The sequence below is a fragment of the Corynebacterium crudilactis genome (assembly GCF_001643015.1).
GTDB lineage: Bacteria > Actinomycetota > Actinomycetes > Mycobacteriales > Mycobacteriaceae > Corynebacterium > Corynebacterium crudilactis.
This window is the reverse complement of the sequence record NZ_CP015622.1, coordinates 2,677,370-2,690,118: the sequence shown is the minus strand read 5'-3', so window position 1 is coordinate 2,690,118 and position 12,749 is coordinate 2,677,370. Positions and strand designations below refer to the sequence as shown.

Sequence of the window (12,749 nt, the reverse complement as noted above, 5' to 3'; positions counted from 1 at the left end):
AATGGTGAATCCTAATAAAGGTCAATATGCCAAAGCGTAGTGATTCACCACCCTGCAGAAAGCGCTAGAACCAGCTCAGCGGACGGACGGCATTTGCCATATCCACCAGTGCATAACGGTGGTGTGGAAATGGTGCAGAACGTGCCTGAATGCGTAGAGCTTCAGAGATGCCAGTGCGTAGACCACGCTGGGAAAAAGGAAACTCAAAGAGTGGGTTGGCAGAGGCAGAAGCTTTAAGGTTGCTTTCTCGAAGCCAACTGAGACCAGCGGACATAATGGCAATTTTGATTTGGTTGAACCGCGGTTCATTAGTGGGAATTTCAGAGAGGCGACGAGCAGCTCTGCGGATCCGTGATTCACTCAAATTGGAGCTAACCAACAATAAGATAGTGGTCAAATTTGCCATGCGATAGTGCGTGGAGGACTGTGATAATTTGTCTAAAGCCTGCACGGCAAGTTCCACTTGGTTTTCGGCCATCAGTTGGCGTGCTAACCCAAAAGCAGAGGACACAGTGGTGGGGTTTGTTGCCCACACCAGTGCGTAGAGGCGTAGCGAGTGGAAACGTACTACCTGGGGATCACTGGAAATATGTGACCACGTATCGCTGAGAGCTTCGAAAGCAGAGGCGTCTAACTCTTCGAAATCTTGGCTCAGAGTGGCAGTGGCTGCGACGATTTCGGGAGTGAGAAATGCAGTTGCATCTAGTCCCATGTGCTGCAAAATTAGCTCATCGACAGCTGCTAAAGCAAGCTTTGGGGCAGCTTCACCAGGCAAGATGGTGAGTACAGTGTTGAAAAATATCTGGGCTGTTGCGTAGTCATCGAGTAGTAAATATGTAATTCCAGAGAACCACTGGTGGCGCCAATCATCGCCGATGCGTTCTTCCAAGGTCTCTAACCATTGGCGCGCTTCGGTGGTGAAACCAAGATCTAGGAGGGCACGAACAACACCGAGGGGAATTTCAATGGACTCGCGGTATTTCTCATCTTCCATGGCAGTGCGCAGGGTTTCCAAGGTTTCTGAAGGTTCTGCATAGGAGGAACCAGAAAGCATACGTGCACCGGGGTCGGTGCGATCGATGAGCGGAACTGGCAGCGCAGAAACAATTTCAGGTGCCGTGATACGTGCTTGGCGGTCGATGCCATCGATGATGCGGTCTGTGCGAAACACCAGGTGTTTGGTGCCAAAAGTGCTTCGCTGAGGAGAAAACAGAGAATGCTGGTGCGGGAATTGTTTACCATCGCGCACAGCCAGAATCTCGCGGAGCACACCATAAAGCTGGGTGCGTAGTTCGCCGACATTTCTAAATCTTTGTTTTGGATCCTCCGCGGTTGCACACTGTAGCAAACGATAAAACGATAGGTGTCTGCGCAGCAGCGGAGAATTCTTCGGGGAGGGGATACCCGGTGCGAAGATGCCGTCTTCTACGGGGAGCTGCAGAGTTAATGCAGCCAGGGTGCGGCCGATGGTGAAAATATCGGAGGCTATGGAGGGGCCTTCGGTGGATACTTCGGGTGCTTGGAAGCCTTTTGTGCCGTAAATATAGCCAAAGGCTCCCATACCGGTGACTGCGCCGAGGTCAATGAGTTTTACTTGGTCTTCGGTGGCGATAACGTTTTCTGGTTTGAGGTCGTTATAAACCACACCGCGTTGGTGCAGGTAGTCCATGGCTGGGAGTAATTCCAAAATATAGCCAATGGCTAGATCTACTCGGAGCACTCCATCGGGTTGTGCTTTGCAGCGATCGCGCAGGGAGGGGCCATTGACGTATTCCATCACGATGAAGCCGCCAGGAACACGCGGATCGTCGATAAAGTTATAGGCTTTCACGATGCCTGGGTGCGTGATATCTGCGAGGAATTCGCGTTCGGCTTCGGCGGTGCCTTGATCTTGGATCGAAGTTTGCCCCATCATGCCTTTGAGCACCACGATGCGGCCGGACACATTGCGGTCATTGGCGAGATAAATCCAACCCATGCCGCCGTGTGCGATGACACCGAGTACTTCATATTGTTCGGCAACGATATCGCCGGCTTCTAGCTGGGGGAGATGTACGCCAGGTTTCCGCTTTTTCTCTGGGTCGATGAGCAGCTCATCTTCGGGGGTCGGCGTGATGAAAGGCAGTTCGACCATGCCATCAGCAACCACGCGAGATTGGCGCCGAATTCGGCGCCGTTCACGGAACAGGGAGATTGCTTGTCGACGACTCCTCTCACTTGGGTCCACCTCTTGGCGGGGCCGCAGTGTTGCCGCAGTAGTTTCTGTATTTGCTGATTCCGAACCGACACTGTCTTCTACGACAGGCTGTTCCACCACCATCTGGCCTTGGGTGGCACGTAGATTATCGAGGTCACGCAGCAGATATTCCAGTCCATCGCCGTGGAAATCATCTTCGTCTTCGTCATCGTCATCGAAAGGATTGAAGGCTACAGCAGAGGTCGCAGGTGAACCTTGATTATCGTCTTCTTCATCATCGTCGTCATCGAAGGGATTAAATGCCACTGCTTCTGTTGCAGGGGATTCTGGATGGAGATCTTCGAAGTTGTTATCGTTCGTCATTGTCTTCGACACCTTCTTCCTCTGGAATGTATTGCAGTGGTGGCGGACCGTAGGACCACAGATAGGGTCCGAACCAATCATTAAACATGGTCCACCACGTGCGGTCTGTGCGGATTCTTTCAATGGTGGAGTTGACCTGACGGATCAATCCTGAAGAATCAGTTCCTGATTTTGTGGGGGCAGCTGCGACACCATAAGACTGGGAATCTAAGGAGATATCGAGAATTTTGGTATAGGGATCTTGGGCTGCGATACCGGAAAGAATGACATCATCGCTCAAGATGACCTGCGCTTGGTGCTGTTGTAGAGCCATGAGGCAATCCGACCAGTTTCGGGTTTTCAGCAGAGATGCCCCAGGCGCAATTGAGCGTGCGCGTTGCAAAGATGTAGACCCTTCGGTGACACAAATGGTGTGGCCGGGGAGATCTGCAATTGATTTAATACCGGAGGATTCCATGGTGAGCATGCGAGTTTGAGTGCGCAAATAAGGCGTGGAAAACTCCACTAATTTGGCGCGGGGATCAGTAATTGCCACGGAGCGAATCACAATATCAACGTCTCCTTGATCAAGGGAGCGCAAGCGATCCGCAGAACCCACAAAGCGGAAATCTACCTTGTTGGGATCGCCAAAAATATCTCGAGAGATTTCTTTTGCGAGTTCAATTTCAAAGCCACGCAGTTCTCCAGTGACGGGATCGCGGAAGCTGAGCAAGTTTTGGGATTGATCCACACCGACGATGATGCGACCACGATTGATGATCTCCGGTATACGTTCCTCCGGAGTCAAATCATCTGGGCGCAAAGATCCAGGCCATTGCTCAGCCGATTCCACGATCGCTTCTTTTTCTCCTGGAGCTTCCACATCAGAATCAGGTGGCAAAGGAGGACCTGCGTTGGGGTCTAGCGCTGTGAGTGGTTCGGCAGGCTCCACTGGTGGGGGAGTGCAAGAAACCAGCAGCGTTGCGGCCAGCAATGCAGCACCCAGGGCGGTGCTGCGTGGAAGGGGGCGTCGAAAAGCGTTCATGTTATAGGTACTCCTGCAAGCGTGGCCTGATGCCAATCCACAATGCCAAGACCGAGGCAAAAGACATGAGCAATACGATGACTGACACCAGTGCGGTGGCCTGCAAACCGGATTGAATATAGGCGCGCATCGAGCTGCGGGAATCCGCGATCAGCTCAGCCAAGGCAGTATCGAGGGCATCGAAGCTGGTTTGGCCCATGTCATCACTATTGAGCACCGCATCAACAGCGCCGTTGTAATCACCACTGGCAAGCAAAACTCGGAACTCATCATGATCTGCAGTCCAAGACACGATAGAATTACGAATCGTTGTAATCAATTCTTGGTGCTCAGGAGTGCCCGATTGCGCGGTGGTTTCATACTCCTGCAAAGCACGCTTAATCTGGTTGATCGTTGCGGTATAACCAGTGCCACTGCCTTGGATCGATTGCCTGCGCACCAAAGACAATGTCTCCGTCGTACGAGTCTGCTGCGCATAAATGCGGGCTGCAGTCATAGAATTAAGCGGGCCAGAAGCCTCCTCAAACCCTTTTGTACCAGCCTGCCACGTTGCCCAGTTAGCAGCAGAAACCCACAGAGTTGCAGTCAGCATAAGTATCGTGGCCAGCGCAAACCCTTTGTTGATCCGTCTGCGCGTTACACGCATAAGCCACCACTGAGCGACAATCAACATGACTAGAGCAGCCAGCAGGCCGGATAGCGGAATCCACTGCGGACCCGTGACCATGCGCTGTTGATCAGACACCGTCCGGCTCGTGAGGTTGTACAACTCAGATGCCATCGGCAAGATCTCATTGCGCATCATGGCACTAGCCTCTGCCATATAAGCCACACTCACTGGATTGCCCGCACGGTTATTGGTGCGCGCAGTTTCCACCAACCCGGTATACACCGGCAGTTGGCGCTGAATTTCCAGCACCAAATCCATTAATTGCTCATTGTTTGTATCCGCTGAGGCAGCCGTATGCGTGGCAGCAACGGCCGCTCGATCGATCGCCGTGTGATACTTCACGCGGTTGACCGGGCCCTCCACGCCAGCCTGCACAAAACCCGTGGTAGCGGTGGTATCTGCCACGGACAAGGAGGTATAGAGCACATGTGCATTATAAGAAACCGGTTCGGCATTGTTGATCAACTCATCCAAATTGGACTGTCTGGAATCTGAAGACAACGACATGGCATAACCCGCAGCCAAAATACCGATCGAAATAATGATCGTCATCAGTGTTATACGGCCAGGGGAGGTATTAACAAAATTCCAAATCCGGCGAGCCACAAAAATTGGCTGCCCGAACGTTTCCTGAACAATCGAGTTGATCAGACTGCGCCTCGAAGAATCTTTCTCCGTTAAAGGATCAAGCCAATGATCAGGGGAATCTTCCGGATCCAAAGATTCTAGCCGCGTTTGAGAACCAGCTGGGGCATTAGATTTTTGCACCGCAGCACCACTATCCAGAGGGTCAGGCACCTCTGCGTGCTCCCCATTTCCATCCCGGATCATGGTTTCAGGATAGCGTGATCTACGGACTTGATGAAAGTATGGGCTACCTTGATGAATACCCCCTGTGTTTAGCCTAATGTGGACGATATGAAAGGCGACGGCGACGGATGGGCAGCAGCACCTAACGGTGGAGCTGTATGGGGCAAAAATGGGGCAGCAGGTTTGTTGCTGGTAGCAGGTGAAAGCACATGCACAATGCTTATGCAGCACCGTGCCCCCTGGACCAACAACGGCGATACCTGGGCGCTTCCAGGCGGTGCACGAGATTCACATGAAACTATCGCAGAAAGTGCACTGCGAGAGTCTTTTGAAGAAACCGGTATCCTACCGGAACAAGTAGAAGTATTAGAATCCATTGTGACAGCAGGACCTTTTCCCGCAGATCCGGAGCGACCTGAACTCGCAGGTGATTGGACCTACACCACTGTCATCGCACGAACCTTAAGCGGAAATCCGCTAGAGACCACCGCTAATGAAGAATCCCTAGAACTTCGCTGGGTAAATATCAACGAAGTAGAAAATTTGCCACTCATGCCAGCATTTGCCAAGGTATGGCCAGAGTTGAAAGAACGCTTGGGGCAGCTCACTGCTCCGCATTAAGTTTGTGCCACACTGGTGGACATGATCAACGTCGAAGGACTCACCAAACAATATGGTCAAGTCCGTGCAGTGGATGATCTTAGCTTTGAGGTAAAACCCGGAATCGTCACTGGATTTCTGGGCCCCAACGGTGCTGGAAAATCCACCACCATGCGGCTTATCCTTGGTTTAGATACCCCATCTGCAGGACATGCCACGATCGAAGGGAAACCCTATCGATCATTAAAAAATCCCCTCACAAAAGTTGGTGCGCTGCTCGATGCAAAAGCCATGCACCCCAACCGCTCTGCAGCACACCATCTCAAGTGGATTGCCCAAGCAAATGGGCTGTCTACCAAGCGAGTAGATGAAGTTCTAGACCTTGTCGGTTTAACTGAGGTGGCTTCGAAGAAAACCGGCGGCTTTTCCTTAGGCATGGGCCAACGTCTCGGACTTGCAGCAGCACTTCTAGGTGATCCCGAGTACTTGATTCTGGACGAACCTGTCAACGGACTCGACCCAGAAGGCATCCACTGGGTCCGCACCCTCCTGCAAAATCTAGCTAAACAAGGCCGAACTGTACTGGTAAGTTCCCATCTGCTTTCAGAAATGGCGCAAACAGCAGAACACTTGATCGTGATTGGTCGAGGCCGATTAGTGGCAGATATGCCCATGCATGAATTTGTCCGTTCACATTCCAGCTCAACTGTCGTCGTCCGTGCCGTTGCCCAGGACAAGCTCAGCGCTGTGTTTCGAGCCTCTGGAGTGGCCTTCAAAACTGCTCCGGATGCATTGGGAAGAGCAACGTTCGTGGTGGAAAACTCCACCACAGATACCATCGGACGCCTGGCATTTGAACATGGTATTGGATTGTTGGAACTCGCAGAAACAAGAGCTTCCCTGGAAGAAGCCTTCCTAGAGACCACCGGTGATGCAGTCCAATACCAAGCAGGAGGGGCTACCAAATGATCAACACCATCAGATCTGAATGGACCAAGCTTTTAACCACTAAGTCATTTTGGTGGACAACCGCGCTGTTCCTTGTCCTAAGTCTTGGCTACGCAGCATTATCTGGTGTTCTTGCCACCGGAGATAACCTCTATTCACTCTGGCTTTTTGCCGGAAACACAGTCACCGGGCTATATCTTTTGGGATTTGTGGTGCTCATGATTCAAACAATCATGGTATTTACCACGGAATTCCGCTTCGGATATCAAACACAAACTTTCCTAGCCACACCCAAACGATGGGTAGTTGCCGTAGCTAAATGGCTGCTTTATTTAGTCTTTGCTGTGGTAATGACCTTTATTACCGTGCTGTTGTGCTTCTACCTAGCTAAAGCACTGGCCTCGGATGCAGCAAGCTCCACATTGGTGGTCTGGGAAGATGAACAAGCACGACGCATCATGTGGCAATACCCAGTGGCCGCAGGATTATTAGTTACTTTCTGCTCAGGTATTGCATTGCTTCTGAGGCAAACAGCTGGAGCAGTAGCACTAGTATTGATGTGGCATTTCGCAGTGGAAAATCTACTGTCCTTCTTACCACGCATTGGCGAATACATCGGTAAATATGGCCCATTTACTAACCTCTACAATTTCATCACCGACTACCAATCAATCGATCCAGGTTGGGATGCCACCATGGGAGCGGTGTACTTCGGAGCATGGGCCCTCGTGCTCTTTGCAGCTGGAATCATCGTCCTGGAAAAGCGAGATGCATAAATGTCGAAGCCCTTTTACCAAGTAGATGTTTTTAGCGCTGAGCCATTTTTAGGCAATCCTTTAGCTGTCATTGCAGATGCAGATGCTCTAACAGAGCAGGAGATGGCTCGTATCGCACGGTGGACCAACCTCTCCGAAACGACATTTCTCATGGCTCCAACCCATCCGGACGCAGACTACCGCGTGCGCATTTTTACCCCGACATCTGAACTGCCCTTTGCCGGACACCCCACCCTTGGCACCGCCCATGTTTTCCGCGCACTCACCGGGAATGATTCCCCGCAGATTATCCAAGAATGCGCTGCCGGCCTTGTTCCCGTGCGAACTGTTGATGGTCTCGCATTTCAAGCACCCCAAACCATCAAAGACGGATCTTTAGATGATGCATATCTAGAATCTGTGAGCGCTGCCCTCAACATCAACCGCGAGCTGATTTGTGCGCACCAATGGGTAGATAATGGTCCCGGCTGGGCAGTCGTAGAACTACCAAGCGCACAACATGTGCTGGACCTTAAACCAGATTTCAGCGCACACCCCACCCTAAAAATCGGAGTGATGGGCGCCTATCCAGAAGGAGCTCCACACGCATTCGAAGTTCGTGCATTTATTGCAGGAATCGGTGAAGACCCAGTCACCGGAAGTCTGAACGCTTCTATCGCCCAGTGGCTACACCGCACCGATCGTGCAGGGGAAGGATATATCGCATCCCAGGGTGCCCAATTGGGGCGCGCCGGGGAAGTTCACATCAGCATTGAAGAAAACACTGTATGGGTGGGTGGTTCTGTTACCACTATTTTCTACGGTGAAGCGATGTTTTAAAGCAGTGCGTAAAGCAACAGCAACAAAGAAGGAACCAGGATATAAGCAGCGCCGATGACCACCAATGTTGCAGAATAGCTTCGTGCTGTGAGGTTCGCAGTTTTCTGGGAGAGTCTAATAATTAGATTAGCCAGCTGCGGAATGCATAGCACGAGGATTGCGCCGGTGAGATTCACGATCACGTGGACAAGCGCTGCCTGAATAGCAAAAGCTCCATGGGCACCTACAACCGCAAACGTCGCGAACATCGCGGTCACAGTAGTACCCACATTAGCGCCCAAAATGACACCCAGCAAAGGTTTTTGTTTCACCGAACCTGCGACAGAAACAGGCTGCATAGAAGCTATAGTCACTGAAGATGCAGTGACCAACAACGTGAAAACAAAGCCTAGGAAGAAACTCCACAAATTAGAAAGTGCAGTAGCCTGCGGGCTGTTTTCAGGGTTGACCACCTTATCCATAATGGAGGTGACAGTCGCTGCTGCAATGACGCGAAGCTGAGTGCGCATGACACGGACCGCACACAAAATAAGAGCGATACCCACCGCAATGCATATCACTGCTGCAACGTTGCGATAATCAATTAAACCAATGAGCCCATTTGTTCCAATGAAGTTAATCAGTGGATCAAACAGCATGGTCATGAAATTGCTGGTGGGCAGAGCGCCATTAGAGTGGTCCGTTATTTCCTCTGCAATTAAACCGCTCAAAAATTGAAGCGGGTGGAAGAGCTGCTCCAAAGTGAAGAGAAAAATGATCACTAATGTGTTGAACCATAGGTGCATCGCAGCGATACTGAAAGCTTTTTTAAACTCTCGCCGCTCGCTCATATAGGAAAAAGCCACGAGCATAGCCGTGATGGTGGTTCCGATATTGGCGCCGAGAATGATAGGAATCGCTACCTGAACGGAGACAAGGCCAGTACCAACAGCGGTCACTGTCAAAGTGGTGGTGGTGGTGGAGGACTGAACCAACGCGGTGGCCAGGATGCCGATGAGCATGCCGATGAGCGGATTTTTAGCAGTTTGGTACATCTGCGTAGTGCTGAAAGTGCCAACCTCGTAGACACCATCTAGAACAAGGTTAATGCCGATGATGATGGACACCACAGACCCCGCCACTAGCAAGAGGCGTACGAACTTTCCCCAACCGGACAACAGAACTTGATCATGTCCGGCTGTAATATTTTTAGGATTGATGGGGTGAAAAGTACCTGGCAAAAAAGCTGCAGTTGGCCCCTTGTGCGTAGGAACGGGGGGTGGAAGCTCACGCTTGGAATGTTGAACATACTCAAATCCGCTTGACATGATTTACCCACCCTTTCTTGAATTAAAACGCACACTCTTGCCTTAAGCACTTCGATTCGATCGTACATTGAATCGGAGTGAACAAACCAATAACAAATTCATTGTTTTGTTCATATGTTTGGTTTGAATCCGATAGAGTTAATCCTTTTAGGTATTGGTGCTATCTTCTTCGTTAAATGGTGCTAGTTACAAAATTGCCTGTGGAAAACCACCCCCAAATCTCTGAAATAAGTACGTGAGGCATCGATGCAGAAAAACCAACAGTTGAGCACTACCCTAATCATGGGCTTGGCGCTGTTATCTGCAAGCTCTGCACTGGCAACGGATATGTATTTACCGGCACTGCCCGGAATTTCCCAAGATTTAGGCACCACAGCTGCATCCGTGCAGTTGACCCTCTCCTCATTTATGGCGGGCATGGCCGTGGGACAACTCATCATTGGGCCACTGTCAGATCAACTGGGGCGTAAAGGTTTTTTGGTGGCCGGTGCAGTGGCCGCGCTCCTAGCTAGCGTGGTGTGTGCGATGGCGCCGTCGATAAGCATTTTAGTGTTGGCGCGCTTGGTGCAAGGTTTGGGCGGTGGCGCATGTGTGGTGATCGCGCGAGCCATTGTGCCTGATCTTGCCCGTGGGCAAGTTGCTGCGCAAGCATTCGCATTATTGATGATTATTCAGGGCGTAGCTCCCGTGGTGGCTCCACTAATCGGCGGGGTGCTGGTTGGTCCATTTGGGTGGCGGGGGATCTTTTGGGCCCTAGCCTTGGTAAATCTCGCACAGCTGTTGGTTGCTCTCCTTCTGGTTAAGGAATCAAAGCCAGTTGAAGAGCGGACAGTAGCTGGACTGAAAGGGATGCTTTCTAACTATCGCTTTGTGCTGAGCAATCCACAGTTCTTGGCGTATGTTTTCACGCTAAGTTTGGCATTTGGCGCTATGTTTTCCTATATTTCCGCCTCGCCGTTTGTACTTCAGAATCAAATGGGGATTTCCGTGCTGGCATACTCCGTGATTTTTGGCGTCAACGCGTGCGGTCTCATTATTGGTGGCATGATTAACCGTCGCTTATTGCTGAGGTTACATCCGCACCGCATTATGCAAACAGTGCTGATCAGTTTCACTGTGCTTTGCGTGATTTTGCTGGTGGAAGTGCTATTTATCCAGTGGTCTCCACTGTTTTTGGCGCTGCTATTTCTTATTGTTTCGCATATCCCGATGATCATGGCGAATGCAACGGCACTGGGAGTGGGCGTGGTGCGGAGTCGGGCTGGATCGGGTTCTGCGATTCTTGGGTTTATGCAATTTAGTATGGGTGCGCTGGTTAGTCCATTGATGGGGCTGGGTGCTGACAAAGCCGTGACCATGGCAGTTTCGATGGTGTGTTGCGCATTGCTTGCTAGCGGCTGTGCGTTTCTTGCGGGCAGAAAAGGCATGCCAGAAATGGGCTAGTTCCAGGTGGTCTTTTAGGGACTTAAGTTTGCTGGATACCTATTTGTATAGGGGTATGGCTTTGGATCCCTTAGCCAGCATTCTGGAAGGGGTGGGTTTTGGTGCAGGTGGGACTGTTGTGAATCCTGTTGGATTCTGGTGCAAGGATCCGCCGCAAGCTCCGGGAAAACCTAAATCGAACGAATATTTGCATCTAGCTGCAGTGGTGACGTCGAACCGTCCTAGGCGCCAGCCAAGCACCAGCCAAATCACCGAAGCCGAAAGCCTCCAACAAACCCAAAGACCTACTGCAACGCGGAGGTCAGTCGCATAACATTGTCTACGTAACGGCGTCGCCAACTGCGCTGATTCCAGGAGTCCAGTGTGAGTCTGATGCTTTGTTCTCTGTAGGAATCCGTGAGTGTGTTTAATTCTTGGATGAGATTGCCTTTGGCGATCATCATGGAGATCTCGTAGTTCAAACCGAAGCTGCGGATGTCCAGGTTGGAGGAACCTACGACGCCGAGTGGTTCATTGCCGGTGGTGTCATCGGGGTCGGCGAGCACATACTTGGTGTGGAGCACGTGCGGTTTGGGGAACTGGTAGATTTTCACTCCGGCTTCCAACAGCGCTTGGTAGTAGGAGGATTGGGCATGATCGATGGCGAATTGATCTGCTTGTTCTGAGACCAGCAATTCTACCTTGACGCCGCGGTAGCAGGCTGAGGTGACGGCTTCTAAGAGGGATTCTTCGGGGATAAAGTAGGGGCTGCACAGTACTAGTCGATCTTTGGCATGGTGCACGATGGAGTTAAACATGCGTAGGTTTGGTTCGGTGGTGTAGCCGGGGCCGGAAGGGATGAGCTGTACCAAGTTGGTTTGGGAGTTCATGGGCGTGTTGCCGATATAGCCGTGGGCTTCGGCGTGATCGCGGATATCAAGAGCTTCGTTGGATTCGACGTACCAATCGCCTGCGAAGATCATTTCCATGGAGGAGACAATGGGGCCGGACATTTCCACCATGAGGTCGTGCCATTCGCGGCCAAGCTTGATGTTTTTCTTCTGTAGGTAGCTTGGGGCAATGAGGTTTTGGGATCCCATAAATCCAAGACGTCCATCAATGATGAGCATTTTTCGGTGATTACGCAGGTCTGGTCGGCGAAAGCGGCGGCGCCATGGCTGGAGAGGCAGCATGAGGTACCAGGCGAATCCCATGCGGTTGAGTTCTTTTTTCAAGGTGCGGTAGCCGGGATATTTCCAGCTGCCCACATGATCGAAGAGTAAGTGGACTTTGACGCCTCGTTGGTGTGCGCGTTCTAGGGCTGCGAAAAATGGTTGCGTGTATTCATCCCAGGCCATGATGTAGATCTCCACGTAGATGTACTCTTGCGCTTCATCAATCGCTGCGGTCATGCGTTTGAGCGATTGGCGATAATCTGAATGGAAACCGTGGTTTACGCCAGTCACAGCAGGCATACGGGTAAGTCGGCGGTTGAGTTTAATCAGTGATTCCACCTCAGGGGTGACATCCATACCGGAAGGTGCATCGGGAACATCGTCGTGGACGTTTTCGATGAGATCGTTGATTTCTTGTTGGATGCGGTGGCGTCGTTTGTTGATATAGGGCGAACCCATGAGCAAGAACAGCGGCAAACCGACATAGGGAAGCAACAAAATCGCGAGCAGCCATGCTGTGGAAGAGCTTGGGCGGCGACCTTCTGGCACATAGCCAATGGCAATCAGCTTGATAGAATAATCAATGATTAAGCCAACTGTTTGCCATGATTCCAGATTGATCACAAAGGTCATGGGCA

10 protein-coding genes are annotated in these 12,749 nt (G+C 51.3%); 5 read left to right on the top strand and 5 right to left on the bottom strand.

Annotated features, from left to right (window positions below):
• Nucleotides 1-64 precede the first annotated feature (64 nt).
• The 3 genes from ccrud_RS12430 to ccrud_RS12420 are packed head-to-tail and all read right to left on the bottom strand — an operon-like array spanning nucleotide 65 to nucleotide 5,052.
• A complete protein-coding gene (locus ccrud_RS12430) occupies nucleotides 65-2,560 on the bottom strand; it encodes a serine/threonine protein kinase (protein WP_066568329.1) in 2,496 nt (831 codons plus the stop codon).
• Nucleotides 2,547-3,584, bottom strand: coding sequence for a glutamate ABC transporter substrate-binding protein (locus tag ccrud_RS12425; protein ID WP_066568321.1), 1,038 nt, complete (start codon nucleotides 3,582-3,584; stop codon nucleotides 2,547-2,549). The genes ccrud_RS12430 and ccrud_RS12425 overlap by 14 nt, the downstream gene beginning before the upstream one ends.
• 1 nt (nucleotide 3,585) lies before the next feature.
• Nucleotides 3,586-5,052: a hypothetical protein gene (locus ccrud_RS12420; RefSeq protein WP_211271343.1), complete on the bottom strand. Its 1,467-nt coding sequence runs from the start codon at nucleotides 5,050-5,052 to the stop codon at nucleotides 3,586-3,588.
• A gap of 120 nt (nucleotides 5,053-5,172) precedes the next feature.
• Between ccrud_RS12420 and ccrud_RS12415 the strand changes: the two genes are divergently transcribed.
• From ccrud_RS12415 to ccrud_RS12400, 4 genes are read left to right on the top strand one after another with little or no spacing between them, the layout of a single operon-like run.
• The gene (locus tag ccrud_RS12415; RefSeq protein ID WP_066568318.1) at nucleotides 5,173-5,685 is read left to right on the top strand and encodes an NUDIX domain-containing protein; all 513 of its coding nucleotides are present in this window, start codon (nucleotides 5,173-5,175) and stop codon (nucleotides 5,683-5,685) included.
• Nucleotides 5,686-5,706: 21 nt separating this feature from the next.
• Nucleotides 5,707-6,633 (top strand): ABC transporter ATP-binding protein, encoded by a 927-nt coding sequence (locus tag ccrud_RS12410; protein WP_066568315.1) that lies wholly within the window; start codon nucleotides 5,707-5,709, stop codon nucleotides 6,631-6,633.
• A complete protein-coding gene (locus ccrud_RS12405) occupies nucleotides 6,630-7,388 on the top strand; it encodes a multidrug ABC transporter permease (protein ID WP_066568305.1) in 759 nt (252 codons plus the stop codon). The genes ccrud_RS12410 and ccrud_RS12405 overlap by 4 nt, the downstream gene beginning before the upstream one ends.
• Nucleotides 7,389-8,207, top strand: coding sequence for a PhzF family phenazine biosynthesis protein (locus ccrud_RS12400; RefSeq protein ID WP_066568302.1), 819 nt, complete (start codon nucleotides 7,389-7,391; stop codon nucleotides 8,205-8,207).
• Here ccrud_RS12400 and ccrud_RS12395 read toward each other — a convergent pair.
• A complete protein-coding gene (locus tag ccrud_RS12395; protein WP_082868816.1) occupies nucleotides 8,204-9,514 on the bottom strand; it encodes a Na/Pi symporter in 1,311 nt (436 codons plus the stop codon). The genes ccrud_RS12400 and ccrud_RS12395 overlap by 4 nt on opposite strands.
• 246 nt (nucleotides 9,515-9,760) lie before the next feature.
• Here ccrud_RS12395 and ccrud_RS12390 point away from each other — a divergent pair, with 246 nt between their 5' ends.
• Complete coding sequence (locus tag ccrud_RS12390; protein WP_066568296.1) at nucleotides 9,761-10,957, top strand: multidrug effflux MFS transporter; 1,197 nt, start codon at nucleotides 9,761-9,763, stop codon at nucleotides 10,955-10,957.
• A 284-nt stretch (nucleotides 10,958-11,241) separates the two neighbouring features.
• On the opposite strand, the gene ccrud_RS12385 is transcribed toward ccrud_RS12390, so the two are convergent.
• A complete protein-coding gene (locus tag ccrud_RS12385) occupies nucleotides 11,242-12,744 on the bottom strand; it encodes a phospholipase D-like domain-containing protein (RefSeq protein ID WP_066569926.1) in 1,503 nt (500 codons plus the stop codon).
• Nucleotides 12,745-12,749: the final 5 nt, after the last annotated feature.

Coding starts and splice junctions, on each gene's coding strand:
- ccrud_RS12405 (WP_066568305.1), top strand. CDS start 6,630: ATGATCAACACCATCAGATCTGAATGGACCAAGCTTTTAACCACTAAG.
- ccrud_RS12390 (WP_066568296.1), top strand. CDS start 9,761: ATGCAGAAAAACCAACAGTTGAGCACTACCCTAATCATGGGCTTGGCG.
- ccrud_RS12425 (WP_066568321.1), bottom strand. CDS start 3,584: ATGAACGCTTTTCGACGCCCCCTTCCACGCAGCACCGCCCTGGGTGCT.
- ccrud_RS12410 (WP_066568315.1), top strand. CDS start 5,707: ATGATCAACGTCGAAGGACTCACCAAACAATATGGTCAAGTCCGTGCA.
- ccrud_RS12395 (WP_082868816.1), bottom strand. CDS start 9,514: ATGTCAAGCGGATTTGAGTATGTTCAACATTCCAAGCGTGAGCTTCCA.
- ccrud_RS12430 (WP_066568329.1), bottom strand. CDS start 2,560: ATGACGAACGATAACAACTTCGAAGATCTCCATCCAGAATCCCCTGCA.
- ccrud_RS12415 (WP_066568318.1), top strand. CDS start 5,173: ATGAAAGGCGACGGCGACGGATGGGCAGCAGCACCTAACGGTGGAGCT.
- ccrud_RS12385 (WP_066569926.1), bottom strand. CDS start 12,744: ATGACCTTTGTGATCAATCTGGAATCATGGCAAACAGTTGGCTTAATC.
- ccrud_RS12400 (WP_066568302.1), top strand. CDS start 7,389: ATGTCGAAGCCCTTTTACCAAGTAGATGTTTTTAGCGCTGAGCCATTT.